The sequence below is a fragment of the Thioclava sp. NS-SX20 genome (assembly GCF_057380695.1).
Window position 1 is genome coordinate 56,704 of sequence record NZ_JBXXRY010000005.1, and the last position, 22,481, is coordinate 79,184.

22 protein-coding genes and 1 pseudogene are annotated in these 22,481 nt (G+C 62.9%); 6 read left to right on the forward strand and 17 right to left on the reverse strand.

The annotated features are described in order from the left end of the window. Positions 1-26: 26 nt before the first annotated feature. The 6 genes from AC2ISB_RS18615 to AC2ISB_RS18640 are packed head-to-tail and all read right to left on the reverse strand — an operon-like array spanning position 27 to position 3,450. Positions 27-734: a 5-formyltetrahydrofolate cyclo-ligase gene (locus AC2ISB_RS18615; RefSeq protein ID WP_486577374.1), complete on the reverse strand. Its 708-nt coding sequence runs from the start codon at positions 732-734 to the stop codon at positions 27-29. Further along, positions 731-1,771 (reverse strand): NAD(P)H-dependent flavin oxidoreductase, encoded by a 1,041-nt coding sequence (locus tag AC2ISB_RS18620; protein WP_486577375.1) that lies wholly within the window; start codon positions 1,769-1,771, stop codon positions 731-733. The genes AC2ISB_RS18615 and AC2ISB_RS18620 overlap by 4 nt, the downstream gene beginning before the upstream one ends. Next, on the reverse strand, positions 1,768-2,169 hold the full coding sequence (locus tag AC2ISB_RS18625; RefSeq protein ID WP_486577376.1) for a DUF488 domain-containing protein: 402 nt from the start codon (positions 2,167-2,169) through the stop codon (positions 1,768-1,770). Before AC2ISB_RS18625 ends, AC2ISB_RS18620 begins: the two co-directional genes overlap by 4 nt. Beyond that, positions 2,169-2,513: a carboxymuconolactone decarboxylase family protein gene (locus tag AC2ISB_RS18630; RefSeq protein ID WP_486577378.1), complete on the reverse strand. Its 345-nt coding sequence runs from the start codon at positions 2,511-2,513 to the stop codon at positions 2,169-2,171. The genes AC2ISB_RS18625 and AC2ISB_RS18630 overlap by 1 nt, the downstream gene beginning before the upstream one ends. Next, entirely contained in the window at positions 2,506-2,991 is a 486-nt protein-coding gene (locus tag AC2ISB_RS18635; protein WP_486577380.1) for a hemerythrin domain-containing protein, read from the reverse strand. Before AC2ISB_RS18635 ends, AC2ISB_RS18630 begins: the two co-directional genes overlap by 8 nt. Positions 2,992-3,006: 15 nt before the next feature. Beyond that, a complete protein-coding gene (locus AC2ISB_RS18640) occupies positions 3,007-3,450 on the reverse strand; it encodes a group III truncated hemoglobin (RefSeq protein WP_486577381.1) in 444 nt (147 codons plus the stop codon). 83 nt (positions 3,451-3,533) lie between these two features. Here AC2ISB_RS18640 and AC2ISB_RS18645 point away from each other — a divergent pair, with 83 nt between their 5' ends. Then, the gene (locus AC2ISB_RS18645; protein WP_486577382.1) at positions 3,534-3,950 is read left to right on the forward strand and encodes an RrF2 family transcriptional regulator; all 417 of its coding nucleotides are present in this window, start codon (positions 3,534-3,536) and stop codon (positions 3,948-3,950) included. Positions 3,951-4,122: 172 nt separating this feature from the next. Then, positions 4,123-5,167, forward strand: a pseudogene (locus AC2ISB_RS18650) (IS5 family transposase). Between the two features lie 131 nt (positions 5,168-5,298). On the opposite strand, the gene AC2ISB_RS18655 reads toward AC2ISB_RS18650, so the two are convergent. Next, positions 5,299-5,712, reverse strand: coding sequence for an Rrf2 family transcriptional regulator (locus tag AC2ISB_RS18655; RefSeq protein WP_068768065.1), 414 nt, complete (start codon positions 5,710-5,712; stop codon positions 5,299-5,301). Between the two features lie 104 nt (positions 5,713-5,816). Here AC2ISB_RS18655 and AC2ISB_RS18660 point away from each other — a divergent pair, with 104 nt between their 5' ends. The 4 genes from AC2ISB_RS18660 to ubiV all read left to right on the forward strand — a co-directional run bounded on the left by AC2ISB_RS18660 (position 5,817) and on the right by ubiV (position 8,870). Continuing rightward, positions 5,817-6,296 (forward strand): hemerythrin domain-containing protein, encoded by a 480-nt coding sequence (locus AC2ISB_RS18660; RefSeq protein ID WP_082873104.1) that lies wholly within the window; start codon positions 5,817-5,819, stop codon positions 6,294-6,296. Positions 6,297-6,482: 186 nt separating this feature from the next. Next, positions 6,483-6,935 carry a ubiquinone anaerobic biosynthesis accessory factor UbiT gene (gene ubiT, locus AC2ISB_RS18665; protein ID WP_082873103.1) on the forward strand — a complete coding sequence of 151 codons (453 nt, stop codon included), beginning with the start codon at positions 6,483-6,485 and terminating at the stop codon, positions 6,933-6,935. A gap of 19 nt (positions 6,936-6,954) precedes the next feature. Further along, on the forward strand, positions 6,955-7,953 hold the full coding sequence (gene ubiU, locus AC2ISB_RS18670) for a ubiquinone anaerobic biosynthesis protein UbiU (RefSeq protein WP_486577383.1): 999 nt from the start codon (positions 6,955-6,957) through the stop codon (positions 7,951-7,953). 5 nt (positions 7,954-7,958) lie between these two features. Further along, the gene (gene ubiV / locus AC2ISB_RS18675; protein WP_486577384.1) at positions 7,959-8,870 is read left to right on the forward strand and encodes a ubiquinone anaerobic biosynthesis protein UbiV; all 912 of its coding nucleotides are present in this window, start codon (positions 7,959-7,961) and stop codon (positions 8,868-8,870) included. Between the two features lie 27 nt (positions 8,871-8,897). Here the strand turns inward: ubiV and AC2ISB_RS18680 are convergent, their stop codons facing one another. The 10 genes from AC2ISB_RS18680 to AC2ISB_RS18725 form a co-directional block, all read right to left on the reverse strand. Then, positions 8,898-9,479 carry a DUF2478 domain-containing protein gene (locus tag AC2ISB_RS18680; protein WP_486577385.1) on the reverse strand — a complete coding sequence of 194 codons (582 nt, stop codon included), beginning with the start codon at positions 9,477-9,479 and terminating at the stop codon, positions 8,898-8,900. Between the two features lie 7 nt (positions 9,480-9,486). Continuing rightward, on the reverse strand, positions 9,487-10,767 hold the full coding sequence (locus AC2ISB_RS18685; RefSeq protein WP_486577386.1) for a molybdopterin molybdotransferase MoeA: 1,281 nt from the start codon (positions 10,765-10,767) through the stop codon (positions 9,487-9,489). After that, positions 10,764-11,381 (reverse strand): carbonic anhydrase, encoded by a 618-nt coding sequence (locus AC2ISB_RS18690; RefSeq protein ID WP_486577387.1) that lies wholly within the window; start codon positions 11,379-11,381, stop codon positions 10,764-10,766. Before AC2ISB_RS18690 ends, AC2ISB_RS18685 begins: the two co-directional genes overlap by 4 nt. Positions 11,382-11,385: 4 nt before the next feature. Then, positions 11,386-11,943 (reverse strand): hemerythrin domain-containing protein, encoded by a 558-nt coding sequence (locus AC2ISB_RS18695; protein ID WP_486577388.1) that lies wholly within the window; start codon positions 11,941-11,943, stop codon positions 11,386-11,388. Then, complete coding sequence (locus AC2ISB_RS18700; protein WP_486577389.1) at positions 11,940-12,755, reverse strand: peptidylprolyl isomerase; 816 nt, start codon at positions 12,753-12,755, stop codon at positions 11,940-11,942. The genes AC2ISB_RS18695 and AC2ISB_RS18700 overlap by 4 nt, the downstream gene beginning before the upstream one ends. 5 nt (positions 12,756-12,760) lie before the next feature. Continuing rightward, positions 12,761-13,471 (reverse strand): respiratory nitrate reductase subunit gamma, encoded by a 711-nt coding sequence (gene narI / locus AC2ISB_RS18705; protein WP_071165221.1) that lies wholly within the window; start codon positions 13,469-13,471, stop codon positions 12,761-12,763. Between the two features lie 11 nt (positions 13,472-13,482). After that, entirely contained in the window at positions 13,483-14,202 is a 720-nt protein-coding gene (gene narJ, locus AC2ISB_RS18710; RefSeq protein ID WP_486577390.1) for a nitrate reductase molybdenum cofactor assembly chaperone, read from the reverse strand. Next, the gene (narH, locus tag AC2ISB_RS18715; protein ID WP_275734069.1) at positions 14,202-15,725 is read right to left on the reverse strand and encodes a nitrate reductase subunit beta; all 1,524 of its coding nucleotides are present in this window, start codon (positions 15,723-15,725) and stop codon (positions 14,202-14,204) included. Before narH ends, narJ begins: the two co-directional genes overlap by 1 nt. Beyond that, positions 15,722-19,459 (reverse strand): nitrate reductase subunit alpha, encoded by a 3,738-nt coding sequence (locus AC2ISB_RS18720; protein WP_486577392.1) that lies wholly within the window; start codon positions 19,457-19,459, stop codon positions 15,722-15,724. Before AC2ISB_RS18720 ends, narH begins: the two co-directional genes overlap by 4 nt. Positions 19,460-19,522: 63 nt before the next feature. After that, positions 19,523-22,246 carry a nitrate/nitrite transporter gene (locus AC2ISB_RS18725; protein WP_486577393.1) on the reverse strand — a complete coding sequence of 908 codons (2,724 nt, stop codon included), beginning with the start codon at positions 22,244-22,246 and terminating at the stop codon, positions 19,523-19,525. Positions 22,247-22,481: the final 235 nt, after the last annotated feature.

Here is a 22,481-nt window from a genome sequence, read left to right on the forward strand (position 1 = left end):
CGGGTCCCCGATGAATTGAATGTGGCTCAGACCACGTCTCTGATTGCCTGGACCCCGTTCTCGGTCACGATGAGATCAAGCGGGATGTCATGAGGTTGCGGGTAGATGGTCTGAAGGCGCGCCTCTTGAAACCCGATACCGACGACAAAAGGTTTCGGTTTCAGCACGGCCAAAGTTCGGTCGAAATAGCCCCCGCCATATCCGAGGCGATAGCCTTCTGCGGTCCAACCGACGAGCGGCGCAAGCGCGATGTCGGGCGTCACGACGGTCGCGTCCGAGGGCGGAACGGGAATGTTCCAATCTCCGCGCACCATGCGCGTTTCGGGCGTCCAGCGGCGAAAGGTGAGCGGGGCCGCCCTGGTTTCGACCAGCGGAAGGGCGACGGTTATACCGGCCTTGTGAAGCTCTGCCATCAGCGGGCGCAGGTCGGGTTCGCCCTTGATCGGCCAGTAGGCAGAAAAGACCTTACCCTGCGCCCCGCCGAAACGGTCTTGCAACACCTGCTGCAGATGCCTGGCCAGCGCCTCGCCGATCTCCTTGCGCTCGGCGACCGACAGAGCCAGACGCGCTGCGCGCAGGCGGGCGCGTTCGGCCTTGCGCCAACGCGCGACATCACGTGCCTGTTCGGGATCGACTGCCAGCGGATCGAAATATTCCGGGGCGACCTCGGCGGCGTAGCAGGGCGGTGAGGAAAAGCCGCTTTGGCAGCGGAAGCTCTTGAAGTCGTCGCTCATGTCATCGCCTTGAAACCGTTTCGCTCCGTCCCCTCGAGGATACGCCGGGCCTGCGCGACCATGGCGTTCAGGCGCGCGGCCGCAGGGACGATATCGGGGATATTTCCCGCGCCCTGACCGGAATAGAGCGCCATCGCTTCGAGATCGCCGGTTGTGGTGCGCAAAGGCGAATCCGTGCTGAAGCGCAGGCGTGGCTGATCGCCGTCGTGGGCGATGGTCTCGCGCGGCAGGCTGTCCGGGTCGTGGCCCAGGTAATTTCCCTTGAGCCCCTCCGTCACGCTGTTGCCGATCACCCGCACCGCGGCACCCTTGGGCCAGTTCAGAACGAACACATCGGTCAGCACCGTGTCCTCGCCCGTCGCGTCCACAACGCGGGACTTGTGATAGGGATGCGCAAAGGATTCTTCGGTCGCCAGAAAGGCGGTGCCGCATTGCACACCGCTGGCCCCGATCGCCAGCGCGGCGGCCAGGCCTTCACCCGTCGCGATCCCGCCCGAGACGACGACCGGCAGGTTGGTCCCGGCCAGTATCCGTTCCGCCAGTCCGAAGGCCGGGCTTCGCCCGTGCACGTGGCCGCCTGCCTCGACCCCCTGTGCGATAATCACATCTGCCCCGGCATTTTCGGCCAGTCGCGCGGCGGCCTCCGTGCCGACCTGATGCAATACGAGACATCCTGCGTTTTTCACTCGCGCCACCACGTCCGGCATCACATCCCAGAAAAAACAGAAGGCCGTCACGCCAAGATTTAGGCAACAGGCGATCTGCGCCTCAAGTAACTGCGGTTCGGTCGCCGCCGGGATCAGGTTGACGGCAAAGGGCCGGTCCGTTGCCGCCTGCATCGCGGTGACGTTCCGTGTGATCAGGTCGATGGGTTCGCGCACCATCCCCAACATCCCGTAGCCCCCCGCATTGGCCACCGCCGCCGCCAGCTCCCACCGGGACACGCCGCCCATGCCCGCCAGCAGAATGGGTGCCTCGCATCCAAGCAGATCGCAAAGCGGCGTTCGCAGAGGATCCTCACTCGGTCGGTCCGTCATATCCCCTCCCTTTCCAACCATTGGCGCAGGTAATCCCGCAGCACGATGGCGTTGTTGTGTTCCTCGTCCTTCGAAGCATAGAGCAGCGTGACGACATCGCCCTGCGCGTATCCGGCAAGCTCACGCAGTAAATCTTCGCGCGTGGCGAGTTCCTCTTGATACCGCGTGCTGAATTCCCGCCACTGATCGGGATTGGCGTGAAACCAGTATCGCAAGGTATCGCTCGGCGCGATGTCCTTGCACCAGTCGAACAGCCGGGCGCGGTCCTTCGCCACGCCGCGTGGCCAAAGCCGATCGACCAGAATCCGCTTGCCGTCCGACACCCGCGCCGCGCGATAAACCCGCTTGATGCGGATGCGCCCTGCGGCGGTGTCGGAGACGGGCGGCTCGGCTGGCATCAGCTGTCCCTTTGGCCCGCGTCGTCGATCAGATCTACCGCCTTGAGCGCATGTGCCCAGGCCGCCCCGGCGCGCATTTCAGACGCAACCCAGATGGCTTCCATGATCTGTTCGCCCGAGGCCCCCTCGCGCTTGGCCGCCTTGACATGGCCCTCGATGCACCACGGGCATTGGGTCACATGCGCCACGGCGACCGCGATGAGCTGCTTGGTGCGTGTATCGAGCGCCCCTTCGGCAAACACCGCTTTCGAGAACGCGCGGAATGCGTCTTCGGTCTCGGGTGCCAGGGCATGACGCCGGTCGACAAGCCCCTTGGTGGGCTTTGGGAGGTGTAGCTCAGACACGGCCTGTCGCCCGCGTTTCGAATTGCGGAAACAGCACATCGTTTTCCAGCCGGATATGCTCTTCGAGGTCGTCAAGGAATTCACCGACCCCGGTATAAAGCCGCGTCCAGCTTCGGCAGGCGCCGTCCGGCAATGTCAGGTTGTTGGTCAGGTGCCGGATTTGGCCGACTTCGGCTTCGTGGTCGTCATGATCCGCGCGCATTGCTGCAATCGGCGCATCCAGCCCCGTCGCCGCGTTGCGAATGGCGGGGAACAGGATCAGTTCCTCTTTCTTCATGTGAACTTCGAGGTCACCGATCATCCGGTGCAGCAGGTCGGCCAATCCCGCGGGAACATCCGTTTGCCCGGCATGGACCGCTTCGACCTTTTCCGACAAGGTCGCCAGTTCGGGAAGCTGGGCACGGTGTTTCGCGTGATACTCGGTCTCGATGAAACTGGTCAGGTCGCTCGGGTCTTGCGGGGGCAGTGGTTTTGTCATGTTCGTATCCTTGGGTCAGAGCAGTGATGGAATTGTCCGGGGCTTCGCATCCTCGACCGCCATATGCAGCGAGCGCGCGATCCGCTCGGCGCGTTCGATGACATGCGCCGCGCCTTCGGGCGGGCAGGTTTCGGCCGCAGTTTCGCGAAACAACGTCAGCCAGCGGTCGAAATGATCCCAGCCCACGGGCAAGCCGACATGGGCCGGAACCGGGGCCCCGTGATACCGGCCCGTCATCAACGCGACCGACGACCAGAAGGCCACCATCCGGTCCAGATGCGGGCCCCAGTCGGAAATACGGGCCGCGAAGATCGGCCCGAGAACCGTGTCTGCGCGCACCTTGTCATAGAAGCGGTGCACCAGCCGGGTCAGCTTTTCCTCGTCCAGTCCCGTCTGCGCGATGATTTCGGCGGTCAGGTTTGGGCGGGCGGAGATGATCTGTGGATCAACAGATGACATGGGTCCTCAAGATTTTGAACTTGAGTATCATGCTATCTTCGATAAATAGGTATTGTAAATACTGATTTGAAAAACGGAGCGACATGAACCTCACCTCTTTTACAGACTATGGGCTCCGAATGCTGATGCGGATGGCGAGTGCGCCCGACCGGGCTTTCTCGACCGCCGATCTGGCCGAGGAGTTCAAACTGTCACGCAACCACCTGAGCAAGATCATGCAGCGGCTCGCACAAGGCGGAATTGTCGAGACCCGGCGAGGGGTGAACGGCGGCGCGGTCTTGCGGTCCAACCCCGCCGAGATCCGGCTTGGCGACGTCGTGCGGCTGCTCGAACAGGGGCAGGCGCTGGTCGAGTGCTTCGGACCGGATGGAGGAAACTGCTTAATCGACGGGTGTTGCCGCCTGAAGGCCCGGCTTCGGCAGGCTGAGGTCAGCTTCATCGAGGACCTGAACAGATCGACCCTCGCAGATATCGCATTGCCCGAACGGGTCGCCGCGTGACGACAAAAGGCAGACCGAGATGACCGCAATCCCGTCCGTACAGCCCGTCACGACGCAAGCCCTATCACGCCGCCGCCCGTCCTGTGCCGCAGTCAAACGCGGGTGGAGATGGGCGTTGTTGCGCAGATCCAGGGGGATTCATCTTGTGAATCCAGCATGCTAGCCGTGCAGCATGAGCAGACCTCCGAAGACGACCTACAAGACCACCAACTGGCAAAGCTACAATCAGGCGGTGAGGCAGCGCGGATCACTGACCGTTTGGTTCGATCCCTCGATGCAGTGGGAAGCCATTCCGTCGGGGCGTCGGGACCGTCAGCAGGCCTATAGCGACGCGGCGATCCAGGCCTGCCTCACCCTCAAGATCCTCCTCGGGCTGCCGCTCCGCCACATCGAGCCTTGGGAACGCCACTGGTCCGAGTGACCATGGCGAGGAGGGTTCGTGGCGAGCCTGCTCGAACTGTCTGGGCTCGGCTGGTCCGTGCCGCACTTCAGCACTCTGTCACGCCGCCAGAAAATCTTGAACGTGACCATTCCGTATCGCGGCTCGAAGGGGCAGCTGCACCTGCTCGTGGACAGCACCGGCATCAAGGTGGAAGGCGAAGGCGAGTGGCATACGCGCAAGCCTGGCGGCTCGAAACGGCGCGTGTGGCGCAAGATCCACCTCGGAATCGACGAGGAAACATTGGAAATCCGGGCCGTCGAGGTCACGTCCAGCAATGTCGGCGATGTCGAGCCGGTAAGCGCCACCGGTTAGAGCGAACCGGAGAGGGATGCTGCCGGACCTGCTTGCCCAGATCCCGGCGGAGGAAGAGAAAGCCACCGTCACCGCCGACGGTGCCTATGACACCCGCACCTGCCACGACGCCATCGCCGCCCGCGAGGCTGCAGCGTTCAGGCATTCCTTCGGACCGGTGGCAGTCATGCCCTCACTCCCGCCGAGACGGAGTGCCAGGCCCTGGAAGCCGGACTCGGCAGGAGCCCGCGCACGCAACGAGATCCTGCGATCATCGAAGCACTTGGGCCGGGCACTCTGGCGGAACTGGAGCGGGTACCACCGCCGCAGCAGGGTCGAAACAAAAATGAACAGCGTGAAGCTGCTCGGCCAACGGTTGATGTCGCGGGACTTTGACCGCCAGGTGGCAGAGGTCCAGATACGCGCGGTGGTCCTCAACCGCTTCACGGCACTCGGCATCCCGATGACCGTGGCCGCGGGATAAGTGTATCCGGGGAAAGGGGAAGTGCGATCATCAGCTGATTTGCGCAACAGCGCCGCCGACCGGTTGCGAAACCCGGACATGACGATGGCTATCCCGCGCCTCCAGGCCACCAACAGGGTCCAGACGGCCGGTTATGCTTGTTGAGGGCGATAGACGCAATCTGCCAACGAACTGCGGTTGAGATCTGCAAGGAAGGCGGCTTCGGCGCCGGCGAGGCGCGCCTTCAGGCGGCAGTGTGGTGTCAGCGTGCAGGCCGCCCCCCCGGGTTGGAAACACTCGACCAGCGCTTGATCAGCCTCGAGATAGGCAACAACATCGCCTAACCGGATGTCCTCGGGGCGCCGTGCGAGCGTCGCTCCGCCACCGCCGCCCCTCCGTGTTTCCAGGTAGCCAGCGCCAGAAAGCGACGAGATCACCTTTGCAAGATGATTGCGCGACACACGGAATTCATCCGCCAGTTCCGCCGTGGTGAAGGCGCGGTCGGGGCTGCCCGCCATCCGCATGAGAACGCGCAGTCCGAAATCGGTAAAGGACGTGAGGCGCAAGAAGTCGCTCCTTGATTTGGTATTTACAGTGCGCATTTAGGGGCTATAATCAGCATATCAAATGCCGATTGCATTGGACACCCCTTGATCCCGAAAGCTCTGCCATGACCGCCCCTACCGCCGAAGCCCCCACCGAGACAGGCGCCCTGATCGATCACATCCTGTCGCGCTATCACGAGCGTCACCGCTTAGAATTGCCCGGTCTGCTGGACCTCGCCGAAAAAGTCGGCAGGGTTCATGCGACGGATCACCAATGCCCGAAAGATCTGGCACAGTCCCTGACCGCTTTGGGCCGCGAGTTGGAGGGCCATATGGCGAAGGAAGAGATGATCCTGTTTCCGGCGATGCGGGCGGGCGGTGGGGCGGGCATCGGGTCGCCGGTTGCCGTGATGCGCGCCGAGCATGACGACCATGCCGAAGCGATCGAGCGGATCCGCAAAATGACAGGCAACCTGACACCCCCGGACCACGCTTGCGGGTCGTGGCGGGCGCTCTATGCCGGTCTGGATCGGTTCCTTGAGGATCTGGCTGCGCATGTTGCGTTGGAAAACCACGTGCTTTTCCCACGGTTCGAGCGGGGCTAGGACGGTGTTGCGCATCCAGAAACCGTGCTGGCGGAGGCGGGCGTGGACGCCGGTGTCCGCAGCGATCTGCGGCGGGGGCCGCGTGGCTACCCGCGCCGGCTCTGACCCGTGGGCGAAACGAAAGCCCCGGTCATGAGCGCAAGCCCCGATGCTTTGCCCCGCACGCCGCGCCCGGGGGTGTCAGCCATGGCCCGGCTGTCCTGCCTGATCGTGCAGCCCGTCCTGACCAGGGTGGTGCGGCGTATCGCCAAGCGGCATCCGTCGCTTTTCGCGCGGCTCGGGCCGCATCAGGGGACCGATTTCGTGATCGACCCGGTGGAATTGCCCTTTGCTCTGCACTTGCGAGCTGATCCGCAGGCGCTGGTGTTTCGGGCCGTCCCGCGCGGTGCGACGCCTGAGGCGGGCGCCACAATTCGCGGTAAGTTCATGTTGCTTCTGGAGTTGGTCGACTCTGAAGAGGATGGCGATGCCGCGTTCTTCTCCCGTGATCTTGAGGTCACAGGCGACACCGAAGCCGTCGTGCGGCTTCGCAATGCCCTCGACGATGTCGATGGGTCCATCGCCGAGGAAACCGCCGAGATGTTCGGCCCGCCCGGCCGCGCCATTCTGGCAAGACTGCGCCGCGCCTATCCAACGTGAAGAAAGGACGTCTCGCCCCATGAGTCTCGCCGAACTGATCTGCCCGGCCGGCACGCCCGCCGCCCTGCGCACCGCCGTCGATGCCGGCGCCGATGCAGTGTATTGCGGCTTTCAGGATGCCACCAACGCGCGCAACTTCCCCGGATTGAATTTCACGCCGGAGGAACTGGCGGCATCGGTCGCCTATTCCCATGACAAGGGCACCAAGGTGTTGCTGGCATTGAATACCTATCCGCCTGCGGGCAAGGTCGATCTGTGGCGACAGGCTGCCGATACAGGCGCGCGGCTGGGGGTCGATGCCTTCATCGTCGCGGATATGGGCGTGGCCGATTACATCGCGCGCACCCATCCGGGCGTCCGTCTGCACCTGTCGGTTCAGGCTGCCGCCTCCAGTCCCGAGGCGATCCGGTATTATTGCGAGAATTTCGCGGTGAAGCGCGTCGTGCTGCCGCGGATCCTGACGATCCCCGAGATCCGCGAGATCCGCAAGGAAATCCCCTGCGAGATCGAGACCTTCATCTTCGGCAATCACGGGCTGATGGTCGAGGGCCGGTGCAGTCTGACCAACTACCTCACGGGGCAATCGACCAACATGGATGGGGTGTGCTCACCCGCCTCGGATGTCGAATACCGGCGCCACGAGGACGGATCGATGTCCTCGCAGCTTGCTGGGTTCACCATCGACTGTTTCGGGCCCGACGAAAAGGCGGGGTACCCGACGATCTGCAAGGGGCGCTACACCGCGCCGCACCGCTCTGAGGGATATTATGCCTTCGAGGAGCCGATCAGCCTGAACCTGTCCCGGCTGCTTCCCGATCTGATCGACGCCGGCGTTCACGCCTTCAAGATCGAAGGGCGCCAGCGCTCCAAGAGCTATGTGCGGGGCGTGGTGTCGGCCTTCCGGCAGGCCGTTGACGACATCCGCGCCGGTCGGCAGGCGAATATCGCCGATCTGGTTGCCCTGACCGAAGGGCAGAAGCAGACCCAGGGCGCGTTCGAGACGAAGAAATGGCGGTGAGTGACATGACGAAATTGACCCTTGGCCCGATCGCCTATCACTGGTCCACCGAGGCGCGGCGCGCGTTCTACGCGCGCATTGCCGACGAGGCGCCGATCGACGAGGTCTATCTGGGGGAGGTGATCTGCTCCAAGCGCGCACCGTTTCACGAAGCCGATCTGCCCGCGATCATCGAACGGCTGCAACGGGGCGGCAAGACGGTGATCCTGTCGTCGCTGGCCGAGGTGATGCTGAAGCGCGAACGCAAGGCCACGGCCGACCTCGCCGCGATGGACGCCCCCGAGATCGAGATCAACAACGCGGCGGGTCTGTTTGCCCGGGGCCAGCGCCCGTATCGCATCGGTCCGTTCATGAATGCCTACAACGAGGCGACAATCGCCTGGATGGCGGGGCAGGGGGCCACGCATGTCTGTCTGCCCGCGGAGCTGCCTGCACCCTCGATCGCCGTTGCCGCGAAGGCCGCGCGTGCGCTTGGCCTTGGGGTCGAGGTGCAGGTCTTCGGCAGGGCTTCGCTCGCGGTCTCGGCACGATGCTATCACGCGCGTGCCCATGGCCGAAGCAAGGACAATTGCCAGTTCGTTTGCGAGGACGATCCCGACGGCATGCCGCTGCGCACCACCGATGACCGCCCGATCCTGCGCGTCAACGGCATTCAGACCCAGTCGGAAAGCTACATCGACCTGCTGCCCGAAGCCGCTCAGATGATTGCACAGGGAGTCACCCATCTGCGGCTGATGCCTCAGGCGGCGGACATGGTTGCGGTGGCGGCGCTGTTTCGGGATGTTCTGGACGGCACACGCGCGCCGGGAGCCGCGGAAACCATGCTGCGCGAGCTGTGCGACGGAGTTTCGTTTTCCAACGGCTTCTTCTATGGCCAGGCAGGGTATCGGCGCATTGCCGCCGCGGCCCCGGCCTGATCACCGCAAGACCCGTCATCAGCCCCCTCAGCCCGCATCCCGGGGCTGCAGCGGGCAGGGGGGCAGTGTCACCCTTGCCTGGCTAAGGGGCGCGGCCGTCGTGCGCGCCGCGAGATGCGTCCTCAGCCAGGTTTCCAGCGCCGGAAACTCGGGTGGCAAAGCGAAAGCGAACTCACCCGCAAACTCCAGGAAAGCCTCTTTGTTCAACGCATTGAGGCCGACCAGGATCGGGATGTCCGCAGCAAGTGCGGTCGCGATAATCGGACGGAAACCGCGCCCTTCGGCTTCGTGCTTGCCGAACTTGTTCACGATCAGGCAATCGGCCCCCTTGGCGAGCTCGGCTTCCACAAGGCCCACCGCTGTTTCAAGCGCTGCCGGGTCGAGGCGGCATCCCCTGGAGGCCGCGCCCAAAGACTGCGAGATGCGGATCGTCACGCCCTCGGGCAGCACCTTGACGTCCATGTCGCAGGGACCGGCGCTTTCGCGCTCGGCATTGATTTGAACCGTCCCGACCGGGCGGTAGCCCTGTTGGATCAGGGAAGACGCCAGACGATGCAGCATCAGATTCGTATCGCCGCGCCCAGGTGCCATCGTATATCCGATCTTCATTGCGTCCTCATACTCGGTTGAAGGGCTGGAATTCCAGCAATGCGCCTTCGGGCAGCCGGTCTGTCTCAGCCGGAATGAATATCAAACCATCCGCGCCGGGCAGGTCCGCGACATGCGCGGAATTGACGGTGTTTCCGAAGTCCACGATCTCACGCCCTTCCGAATCGAACCCCATGAGGCGTGCAGGGCGCACTTCACATCGCCCGGGTTTGCGGAAGATGGGCTTGCCTGCGACGACATGACGACGCCTCTGCACCGCGATCTGCCGCCCCGAAAGGATATCCAGCAGGGGCAATCCGAAGACATGCCATATAACCAATGCCGACAGTGGATTGCCCGGAAGGCCAAGCCAATTTGCCGTCCCGATCTGCCCGAAACTGACGGGTTTGCCCGGCTTGATGGCAACACCGCTGAAGTGAGCCGTCGCTTCCAGCCCGTCGAGCACCGGTTTGACGTGATCTTCCTCTCCCACAGAGATCCCGCCTGTCGTGACGATCAGATCCGCGGTCTTGGCCATGTCGGCAAGGGCCCGGCGCAGATGGGTACGGTCGTCCGCGCCCTGCCTGACATCGATGAAATGGATGTCCGGCCGTGACAGCTCGGACGAAAGCATCGGCGAGTTGATGTCCCAAATCTCGGCCGCGCCCCGGTTCGCCCCGGCTGGCCGGACTTCGCTGCCCGTGACGAGTAGGGCGACCCGCACCGGGCGGATCAGATGCACGCGGGCGGCACCCGCAGCGGCACATGCCGCGATTTCACGAGGGCCAAGCCTTGATCCCGCCTCCAGAACGGTCTGGCCGGGACGCATGTCACCGCCGGCACGGCGAATGTTCAGGCCGGGTTGGGGACGTCGGTCGAGGATCACCAGATTGCCGTCGCGCGCGACGTGCTCCTGGGGCACCACGGCATCCGCTCCGAGTGGAACTGGCGCGCCGGTGAAGATCTGTGCGGCGGTCCCACCGGTCACTCGCCCGGTGCAATCTGCACCGGCTGGAATACGCTGTGTGACAGGCAATCTCCAAGGACCCTCACCCCATAGGGCGGCACTGTCGACTGCATAACCGTCCATTGCGGAACTGTCGAACGGCGGGGTCATCGTGGCCGCCAATACGGGGTCTGCAAGGACGCGCCCGGTCGCCAAGGATAGCGCTTCTGTCTCTGTGCCGGTGATGGGGCGCGCATGCTCTCCAAGCCGCCGCAAGGCTTCGTCCATCGAAATCAGCGGCGATGCGCCGTTGGAGATTTCACATCCACAACGCCCATTCTCGAATGCCTGGATCGCCTTCATGGCCTTGTCCTTTCGACGAAGTGGCCCGGCCCTGTGGAACAATCGAGGTCCCGCAACCTGCCATCCTTCAAGCCGTAGATCAGTCCGTGCACGCGCACATCCGTACCGCGTGACCATGCATTTTGCAAAATCGGGGTCTCGGACACCCGTTTTACGCCTTCGATGACGTTCAGCTCGGCCAACTTGTCGCGCCGCGTTTCATCGCTGCTGCAGGCCGCGAGGTCCACGGCGAAAGCGCGTGCAAGGCGCCGGATCGGCTCGAGCCAGTGATCGGACAACCCGTGCGGTAGGTCTTCGGTCGCGGCCTTGACCCCGCCGCAGCCGTAGTGTCCGCAGACGATTATTTCTTGCACCTTCAACGTCTCGACGGCGAATTCCAGAGCAGACAGGAGGTTGAGATCCGCAGAATGCACCACATTCGCGATGTTGCGGTGCACGAAGACCTCCCCGGGATCGAGGCCCGCAACGACATTGGCCGGGACGCGGCTGTCCGAGCAACCAATCCAGAAGAATGCCGGAGCCTGCAACACGGCAAGGCGCGCAAAATAGCCGGGATCGGCCTCATTGCGCGCCGCCGCCCATGCGATGTTTCGTGCAAGCAACGTTTCCAGCATGGGATTACACTTGCATATCCTCGATCCGCCGCCGGATCATGGCGCTCCTCAGCCGGACAATATCATCACCGGTCAGCCTTGCTTTCGCGATCGGCAAGACGATCGCGTTCTCCACGATGAGATGGCGGCGCAGGCGATCGGCGAAGTCGCGCAGCGCGGTGGCCTCGTCGTCCTTGGCAGCTCGCTTGTCATCGTGCATCTCCGTGAGCACGGTCCGCAGGCGCGGGCACAGCTCGCTCAGCGTTTGATGCTCGGCCTTCAGCCGCTCGAGCGTTGGCCCGATGTCGTCTTCCGGGGCGCACCGGACCAGTAGCATGCCCTGCAACTCGTCATCCTCGTCATGGATCAAGAGCCCGATCTCGTGATCGAGGAAGCGCAGCAGCCGCGAGATTTCGACGGGGTCCGGCAGCGAGCTGTGCGAAATCCGCTCCATCAACTCGCAGACCGCACGCATATGCATGTGATCTTCGTGGATGAATTCGAGAGGATCCTGGAGCAGGTCCAGATCGGTCGGGTCCTGTTCGCTATCGCCGCGTCGGGTATTGGACAGACGGTTCTTCATGATTTCTCTCCTGGGGCGCGGCGTCCAAGCTCGGCTCCGGATATCTGGGCAGAGGCGACGAGCCGATCCGCGAATGCCCGGGCGTTGCGCGCCCAAGCCGCTTTTTCCATGGCGTCAGCAATCTTCGATCGCACGGTTCCAAAGGGGAGCACCGCCCCCTCGGCGATGGCGTCCATGCGGATCACGTGCCAACCGTGCCGTGTGAGGACTGGCTTCGAACTGATTTCACCTTCCTTCATCTTGCGCAGAGCCGCTTCGAACTCGGGCACGGTGTCCCCCGGTCCGAGTTGCCCGAGCGTGCCACCCGACGATTTCGATCCGCAGTCGCTGTGCGCCGATGCCAGCCGCGCGAAACGTCCGGGGTCTTCTGCCACACGGGCGAGAAGACCTGCCGCCCGCGCCCGGGCCGCCACGCGTTCGTTCTCGTTTCGGGGATCACAGGCGCAGAGGATATGGGAAACCTCCCAGAGCGGCGGGGAACGAAACCGCCCGGGGTCGCGCGCCCATTCCCTGCGGATGTCGTCCTCGGTTGGCGCAGATACCTCGACCTCGGCGTCGAGAAGGCCCCGGATGAGGGCCTCTTCCCCGGTTTCAAAGCGTCCCGGCCCGACCTCGGCGGGTTCCGCCCGTATCCCGCGCTGCCGGGCCTCCTGCAGGAGAAGCGTGCGCATGGCGACCGCATTCGCCGCGTGGCGCCAGGCAATGCCGGGTTTCCCGGAGGGCGCCGGATGGTTCTGCGCTTCGTTGGCCACCACCGAATGGGGGACGAGCTCGCCATTGACGACAAGATCGGGATAGAGCTGTGCGTTCATTGCGCTTACTCCGCCGGATGGCGCGGCGCCTGACGGCGTGAGCGCACGATCTGATAGCCGGTGCGGGTCAGCAGATACCGCACGGGCGCCGCAAACCCCGAGAGAATGTGCACCAGCCGGGTGAAGGGGAAGACGAGGAAGATCGTCAGCCCCAGAACGATGTGCAGCTTGTAGATCAGCGGCTCATCCGCGATATGCGCGGCATTGCCGCTCTGGAAGGTGAAGACACCCTGAGCCCAGTTCATGAAGTTGATCACGCTGCCATGTTCGGCGGTGGCGATGGAATAGGGGACGCTGATCAGGCCAAGGGCGAGCTGCGCCACCAGCATCAGCAAGATCGTGATGTCCCAGAAGCTGGAGGTGTCGCGGATCCGCGGCTCCGTCAGCCGACGGTGCGCCAGCATCAGCGCGCCGATGATCGCGACGATACCGGCAATGCCGCCAGCGATTGCAGCCAGCAATTGCTTGGCTTCGGCGTGAATGCCGATCGCCTCGTAGACCTGGTGCGGGACCAGGAGGCCGAAGAAGTGTCCGAAGAAAATGAACAGGACGCCGATATGAAACAGGATAGACCCGACCATCAGTTGCTTGCGCCGCAGCAACTGACTGGACGAGGATTTCCAGGTGAACGGGTCCCGGTCATATCGGGCGATCGAGCCGACGATCATGATCGAGAGGGCGATATAGGGATATATGCCAAAGAAGAAATCGTTCATTTCAGCCTCCGTTACTCGGCCGTCGCGCGCGGCGCGGGATTGATCGGAACATCCATCTGCGCGAGCATGTCGCGGACTTGCGGGCATCCTCCATTCGGGTCGGGACCGAAACGCACCTCGCTTTCCTCCCAGACCTTATCGAGTGCTTCGAGGTCGTCGGCGTCGATGTCGGGCTGATCCAGAAGCTCGGCAACCGCGGCCTGATCCGGCGCACCGCCAGAAAGCTGGAAAAGAGCGGCGAACACGGCGGCATAAGGGCTTTCGCGCCGGACAAGCCGGGCGGTCAGGGCCTCGAATATATGCGCCGCGTCCGCCAAAGTTTCCTGTGCTTCGACAAAGGGACGCGTCGACAGGAATTCCAGCAACACCGGCAGGTGATCAGGCAGTTCCGTGGTGGCCGGTTCATACCCGCCGTCACGATAGGTTTCCAGCAGCGAGACCATCGCGCCACCCCGGTCACGGCTTTCGCCGTGGACATGTTCGAACAGGTTCAGGGACAAGGCGCGCGAGCGGTCAAACAGCATCACATACTGCTCTTGCAGCTCATAGAGGTCGCGTGTCGCCAACTGGCTCGTGAGCGGGCGCAGCGCGCGCCGCGCCGCGGCGGTCAGACGCGACTCCGAGGCGAGAACGCCGCTGATTTCGGGCATTGCCTGTTGCAGTTCCCGCGTCGGATAGCTCAGGATCAGGGACATGGCCTTGAGCGTGCGGTCTTGAGGCGACAAGGACATCAGCGCACCTCCTGCGGCATCTTGAGCGGCTTCTTGGAGCCACCGAACAGCGACGCCTTGGAGGTGCCGGTGGAGCATCCGTTGCTATCGGTGAAGCCGCAGCCGCCCCGCAGATCATAGGCTTCCTCGACCTGTTCACGATGCGTCGTGGGAATGACGAATCGGTCCTCGTAATCGGCCAGCGCCATGATGCGATACATGTCCTCGATGACTTGGCCCGAGAGCCCGACGCGTGCGGCCACGGCCTCGTCGATCACACCATCGACACTCTTGGCTCGCATGTAGGCGCGCATGGCCAGCATACGCTCCAGGGCGCGGGCGATCGGCTTTTCGTCGCCTGCCGTCAGCATGTTGGCGAGATAGCGCAGCGGGATGCGCAGGTTCTTCACGTCCGGCATGGCGCCATCCATCCCGATGGCCCCCGCCTCGGCGGCGTTCTGGATCGGAGAGAGCGGGGGGATGTACCACACCATCGGAAGCGTCCGGTATTCGGGGTGCAACGGGAAGGCGACCTTCCACTCCATCGCCATCTTCCAGATCGGGCTTTCCTGGGCGGCCTTGATCCAGTCTTGCGGAATGCCCTGCTTTTGCGCCTCGGCGATGACGGCAGGGTCTTTGGGGTCAAGGAACACGCCGAGCTGCGCGTCATAGAGATCCATCTTGTCGGCCGCGTTCGCCGCCTCGGCGATCTTGTCGGCGTCATAGAGCATCACGCCGAGATATCGGATGCGCCCCACGCAGGTTTCCGAACATACCGTCGGGTTGCCGCTTTCGATCCGGGGATAGCACAGCGTGCATTTCTCGGATTTTCCGGTCGACCAGTTGTAGTAGACCTTCTTGTAGGGGCAGCCAGACACGCACATCCGCCAGCCTCGGCATTTTTCCTGATCGATCAGGACGATGCCGTCTTCCTCGCGCTTGTAGATCGCGCCCGAGGGGCAGGATGCCGCGCAGGCCGGGTTCAGGCAGTGCTCGCACAGCCGGGGGAGATACATCATGAAGGTGTTCTCGTATTCCCCGTAGATCTGTTTCTGGATGCCCTCGAAATTGTAGTCCTGCGAGCGCTTCTCGAACTCGCCGCCGAGGATCTCTTCCCAGTTCGGCCCCTTCTCGATCTTCTGGATCCTCTCCCCTGTGATCTTCGAGCGCGGACGGGCCGTCGGGAAGGCCTTGCCCTCGGGCGCAGATTTCAGGTGGTCGTAGTCGAAGTCGAACGGTTCGTAATAATCGTCGATCTCGGGCAGGTCGGGGTTGGCGAAGATATTCGCCAGAATCCGCCACTTCGCCCCCTGCTTGGGCTGGAGCTTGCCGGATTTCGTCCGGGTCCAACCGCCATTCCATCGTTCCTGGTTTTCCCAATCGGTCGGATAGCCGGTGCCGGGCTTGGTCTCGACGTTGTTGAACCAAGCGTATTCGACGCCGTCGCGACTGGTCCAGACGTTCTTGCAGGTGACCGAGCAGGTATGACACCCGATGCATTTGTCGAGGTTCAGCACCATGCCGATTTGCGCACGAATCTTCATTCCGCTGCCTCCTTCGGGGTGGCTTCATCGTCGAGCCAGTCGACCTTGTTCATCTTGCGCACGATGACGAATTCATCGCGGTTGGAGCCCACGGTGCCGTAATAGTTGAACCCGTAGGATTGCTGGGCATAGCCGCCGATCATGTGGGTCGGCTTCAGCACCGCCCGGGTGACCGAGTTGTGGATGCCGCCGCGCAAGCCGGTCTTCTCCGAGCCGGGCGTGTTCACGATCTTTTCCTGAGCGTGATACATGAAGGTCGTTCCATCCTTCATGCGCTGGGACACTACCGCGCGTGCGGTCAGAGCGCCGTTGGCGTTGTAAAGCTCCACCCAGTCGTTATCGACGATGCCAGCCTTCGCGGCGTCGTTTTCGGAGATCCAGATCACCGGACCACCGCGGTTGAGCGTCAGCATCAGCAGGTTGTCGGAATAGGTCGAGTGGATGCCCCATTTCTGGTGTGGCGTGATGAAATTCAACACGACATGCGGTTTGTCCTTGTCGGTATGGATCGCGTCGGTGACGGTCTTGAGGTCCACCGGCGGCCGGTAGGACATGAAGCCCTCGCCGAAAGCGCGCATCCACAAGTGGTCCTGATAGAGCTGTTGACGGCCGGTCAGGGTTCGCCAGGGGATCAGCTCGTGAACGTTGGTGTAGCCGGCGTTATAGCTGACATGCTCGCTTTCGATGCCCGACCAGGTCGGAGACGAGATGATCTTGCGCGGCTGGGCGGCGATGTCGCGGAAGCGGATCTTGTTGTGATGCTCGCCCTCGGCCAGGTGCACGTGATCGCGGCCGGTTGCCTTGCCAAGCGCCTCCCATGCCTTGACGGCCACCTCGCCATTGGTTTCCGGCGCCAGCATCAACACGACCTCGGCGGCATCGATCGCGGTGTCGATCACGGGTCTGCCCTTGGCCGACCCCTCGCGCCGTTCTCCATTGAGCGCCTTCAGCGCCGCGACTTCGCCCTCGGTATTCCACGAGATGCCCTTGCCCCCGTTCCCGAGCTTGTCGAGCAGCGGGCCAAGCGCGGTGAACCGATCGTGGATCGCGGTATAGTCGCGCTCGACGGCGATGTAGTTGGGGGCCGTCTTTCCCGGGATCAGCTCGCATTCGCCCGTTTTCCAGTCCCTAACCTGATCCTGCGCAATCTCGGCAGGCGTGTCGTGCAGGATCGGGAGCGCCACGACATCGGTCTCCTGGCCCAGATATCCCGGAACGACCTCCTGGAACTTCTTCGCAATGGATTTGAAGATTTCCCAGTCGGATTTCGACTCATAGGCCGGATCCACGGCAGCCTGAAGCGGGTGGATGAACGGATGCATGTCCGAGGTGTTGAGGTCGTCCTTTTCGTACCACGACGCGGTCGGCAGCACGATGTCGGAATAGACACAGGTGGTCGACATGCGGAAGTCGATCGTCACCAGAAGATCCAGCTTTCCGCGCGGCGCCTCCTTGTGCCATTTCGCCTCCTTCGGAAGTTGACGCCCTTCCTCGCCCATGTCCTTGCCGATGACACCGTTGTCGGTCCCGAGCAGATGCTTGAGGAAATACTCGTGCCCCTTGCCGGACGAGCCCAACAGGTTCGACCGCCACACGAACAGGTTGCGTGGCCAGTTCTCGGGGGCATCGGGGTCCTCGCAGGACATTTCCAGCGCGCCGGATTTCAACTGCTCCGCCACATAGGGCGCGATGTCCTGTCCGGCATTCTTGGCCGCTCTCGCGACCTCGAGCGGGTTGGTCCTGAGCTGGGGCGCCGAGGGCAACCAACCCATGCGCTCCGCACGGATGTTGTAGTCGATCATGCCGATGTCCCAGTCGCCCTCCGGGGCCGTGGGCGACAGGATCTCACCCGCCGTCAGGGTCTCATAGCGCCACTGATCGGTATGCGCATACCATGCCGAGGTCGCATTCATGTGGCGCGGCGGGCGGTTCCAGTCGAGGGCAAAGGCCACCGGCAGCCAGCCGGTCTGCGGGCGCAGTTTTTCCTGGCCCACATAGTGCGCCCAGCCACCGCCAGACTGACCCACGCAGCCGCACATCACCAGCATGTTGATGATGCCGCGATAGTTCATGTCCATGTGGTACCAGTGGTTCATCCCGGCACCGACGATGACCATGGAGCGGCCACGGGTCTTTTCGGCATTGTCGGCGAATTCACGGGCGACATGGATGATCTTTGCGCGATCGACGCCGGTGATCTTTTCCGCCCAGGCCGGGCTGCCGGGCACATCCTCGTCATAGGACCCCGTGACCCAGTCGCCACCCAACCCCCGGTCGAGACCATAGTTTGCACAGAACAGATCGAAGACAGTGGCAACCGCCACCTCACCGTCGACGGTCTTGATCCGCTTGACCGGCACATTCTTGGTCAGGACGTTGGGGCGCTTGTCGCCGGTTGCGAACGCCACGGTGGCATCGGCGCCGAAATACGGGAAATCGACGCCGAGCACGTCGTCCTGGTCGCTGTCGACGATCAGCGACATCTTGAGCCGCGTCTCGGCCCCGGCGGCCTTTTCCTCGAGGTTCCATTCGCCTTGCTCGCCCCAGCGATAGCCGATCGAGCCGTTGGGGGCGACCAGGGCGCCGGAGAGATCGTCGATCGCAACGGTCTTCCAAGCGGGGTTGTTGTCCTCACCCAGCTTGCCGTCCAGGTCGTCCGCGCGCAGGAAACGTCCCGGAGTGAAGGAGCCATCCTTTTCGTCCAGCCGCACCAGCATCGGTAGATCGGAGTATTGCCGGCAATACTCCTCGAAATATTCGGCCTGCCGGTCGAGGTGGAACTCGCGCAGGATGACATGGCCGAAGGCCATCGCCAGCGCCGCATCGGTTCCTTGTTTGGCATTCAGCCAGACGTCGCCGAATTTCGCCGCCTCGGAATAGTCCGGGCAGATTACCGCGGACTTCGCCCCCTTGTAGCGCACCTCGGTGTAGAAATGCGCGTCGGGCGTCCGGGTTTGCGGGACGTTGGAGCCCCAAAGCAGGAGGTAGTTGGAATTATACCAATCCGCTGATTCAGGAACATCGGTTTGCTCGCCCCAGGTCATCGGCGAGGCGGGCGGCAGGTCGCAATACCAGTCGTAGAACGACAGGCAGGTTCCGCCCAGAAGCGACAGGTAACGGGTGCCGGCCGCGTAGGAGATCATCGACATCGCGGGGATCGGCGAGAAGCCGAAGATCCGGTCGGGCCCATAGGTCTTGGTCGTATAGGCATTGGCGGCGGCGACGATCTCGGTCGCCTCGTCCCAGCTCGCGCGTACGAACCCGCCTTTGCCGCGGGTTTCAACATAGCTCTGGCGCAGAACCGGATCGTTCTGAATCGCGGTCCAGGCCTCGATCGGGGTCTTGGTCTCGCGCATCTTGCGCCAGACCTTCATCAGCTTGCCGCGGATCAACGGGTTCTTCACCCGGTTCGCCGAATAGAGATACCAGCTATAGGAGGCCCCGCGGGCGCAGCCGCGCGGCTCATGGTTCGGCAGATCGGGACGGGTGCGCGGATAGTCGGTCTGCTGGGTTTCCCAGGTCACGATCCCGGACTTCACATAGATCTTCCAGCTGCACGAGCCGGTGCAGTTGACCCCGTGGGTCGAGCGCACGATCTTGTCGTGCCGCCAGCGGTTTCTGTAGGTGTCTTCCCACTCGCGGTTTTCCCGCGTCATCTGCCCATGTCCGTTGGAGAAGGGCTCCGTCGTCCTCCTGGATTGCAGGAAATTCAATCTGTCGAGAAGATGGCTCATTTGGCTGTCCTTTCGTATGCGGAAACCCGGGTGACGCTATCGCCGCCCGGGTCTGGGCATCGGCTATTGTGCGGCTTTGGGGAGGATGGCGGCAGGACGGTTGCCGTGCTCGAGGTCATGCAGCAGGCCACCGCGCCGGGTGTAGTAGACCCATGTGATCGCCAGGCAGATGACGTAGAAGATCAGGAAGGCCCAAAGCGCGCCGACGGGGGATCCGGTCATCGCGATCGAGGATCCATAGGCCTTGGGGATGAAGAAGGCCCCATAGGCGGCGATGGCACTGGTGAAGGCGATGATCGCCGCACTCTCGCGTTCCGATTGCCGGCGCAGGGCGCTGCCTTCCAGTTCCGGCATGAGGCGCGGCACTTCACGCCCCATGATCGCGGGGATCATCTGGAACGTGGAGGCATTGCCGACCCCAGTGAGGAAGAACAGCGCCATGAAGGCCGCGAAGAACCCGCCGAAGCTGCCCGCCCCGAGCGAGGCGATGACCGCGAAGGTTGCGACGATCATGCCCGCGAAGGTCCAGAAGGTCACGCGCCCGCCCCCGAAACGGTCACTGATCCAGCCGGTGCCGGCCCGGCTCAGTGCGCCGACCAGCGGGCCAAGGAACACGTATTGCAGCGCATTGATGTCGGGGAAGGCGAGTTTGGTCAGCAGCGGGAACCCGGCCGAATAGCCGATGAAGCTGCCGAAGGTGCCGGTGTAGAGGACGCACATCAGCCAGTTGTGCTTGCGGCTGAAGATGATCGCCTGTTCGCGGAAACTGGCCTTGGCGTCGGCGATATCGTTCATGCCGAGCCAGGCGGCGACGGTGGAGATCACGATGAAGGGCACCCAGACGAAGCCCGCGTTCTGCATCCAGAGCTCGCCGCCCGTCGTCAGCGTCTGCGGTGCGCCGCCCATCGCCCCGAACACGCCGGCGGTGATGACGATCGGCACCAGGAACTGCATGACCGAGACCCCGAGATTGCCGAGCCCCGCATTCAGCGCCAGCGCATTGCCCTTTTCCGCCTTCGGGAAGAAGAAGGCGATATTGGCCATCGACGAGGCAAAGTTGCCTCCTCCGAAGCCGCACAGCAGCGCCAAAGTGAGGAAGATCAGGTAGGGCGTATCAGGGTTCTGAACCGCGTAGCCGATCCCCAAAGCCGGCACCAGCAGAGAGGCGGTCGAAAGCGTCGTCCACAACCGGCCGCCGAAGATCGGCACCATGAAGCTGTAGAAGATCCGGAGCGTCGCGCCCGAGAGGCCGGGAAGCGCGGCCAGCCAGAACAGCTGACTGGTCGAGAAATCGAACCCGATCGCGGGGAGCCGAGCCACGACCATCGACCAGACCATCCAGACCGAGAAGGCCAGAAGCAACGCCGGGATCGAGATCCAGAGATTGCGGCGCGCAATCCGGCGGCCCCTTTCCGCCCAGAACTCCGCATTCTCGGGCTGCCAGTCTTCCAGCATCCGCGGCATGTCCGTTTTCCCCGGGACATGAACCTCCTGCAGTTCGGGAAGGGTCGGGAGGGTGCCCAGCTCTTTTCCGAGGGCAGCCCGCTCCATTGCCCGGATCGACAGATGCATCCAGGTCAGCATGATCACGACAAGGCCAACCAGGATGGCGAAGCACGAGGTATAGATGCCTGTCAGATCGAGGGCCGCGCCGAAAACGATCGGCAGGACGAAACCGCCAAGACCGCCGATCATACCGACGAGGCCGCCGACGGCACCCACATGCCCCGGGTAATACACCGGGATATGCTTGAAGACCGCCGCCTTGCCGAGGCTCATGAAGAAGCCGAGGCCGAACAGCATGATGATAAAGGGCCAGAAATCCAGTTTGGTCGAGAAGGCGATCGGCCCTTCCTTGCCCTGGATGACATAGTCCGTCGGCGGGTAGGACAGCATGAACAGGAAGATCAGGGAAAAGCCGAAGGTCCAGTACATGACCGTTCTGGCGCCAAACCTGTCGCTGAGATGTCCGCCGTAGGCACGGAACAGAGAGGCCGAGAGGCTGAACGAGGCCGCGGCCATACCCGCGGTCTTCACATCGACGCCGTAGACGTCGATCAGATAGTGCGGCATCCACAGGGCAAGCGCGACGAAGCCACCGAACACAAAGAAATAATAGAGCGAGAAGCGCCACACCTGCAGGTTCTTCAAGGGGGCGAACTGCTCGGCCAGCGAGGGGGCTGCAATGCCTTTGGTGCGACGTTCGACGAGTTCGGGATCGTCCTTCGCCAGCAGGAAGAACAGCACACCGATCAGGGCAAGGCCTGCGGCCCAAGTGTAGGCAACGCCGTGCCAGCCATAGGCGACCATGACAAAGGGGGCGACGAACTTGGTCACCGCCGCGCCGACATTTCCGGCTCCGAAGATGCCGAGCGCTGTGCCCTGATGGCCGGCATCATACCAGCGGCTGACATAGGCGACACCGATGATGAACGAGCCGCCAGCCAGGCCGATGCCCAAGGCCGCGATCAGGTACATGACGTAGCTGTGCGCGAGCGTCAGCAGCACGGTTGCAAGCGCGGTCAGCAACATTTGTGCGGAGAAGACGAGGCGACCGCCGTATTTCTCGGTCCAAACGCCCAGAAACAGACGTGTGACGGAGCCGGTCAGGATTGGCGTGGCCACCAGCAGGCCGAATTGAGCCTCGGTCAGTCCCAACTCGCCTTTGATCGCGACACCGATGATGGAAAAGATCGTCCACACCGCAAAACAGGCAGTGAAGGCTACCGTGCTAAGCCCGAGGGCTCGAGTCTGGTCCGAGCGCGAGGCTGTGGCTGTGGTCTGCATGACAGAACCTCCGGTGTTGTCATTGCTTCCGCCCCAAAAAGGGATCACCGTCAAACATGCGACCCAGAGTAACTGATCTTCTTGATTTAGATCACGTAATCGGTAATTTCCTGTATAAATAAATGGGTTGCGGAAATATTTCGACTTGTCGATTGAAACTTGCAGAATGCTCAAGTTGAAGAGTCCGGAACTTCACTTGACATTTATCAACTGATATATTGATAAATTTCAACCG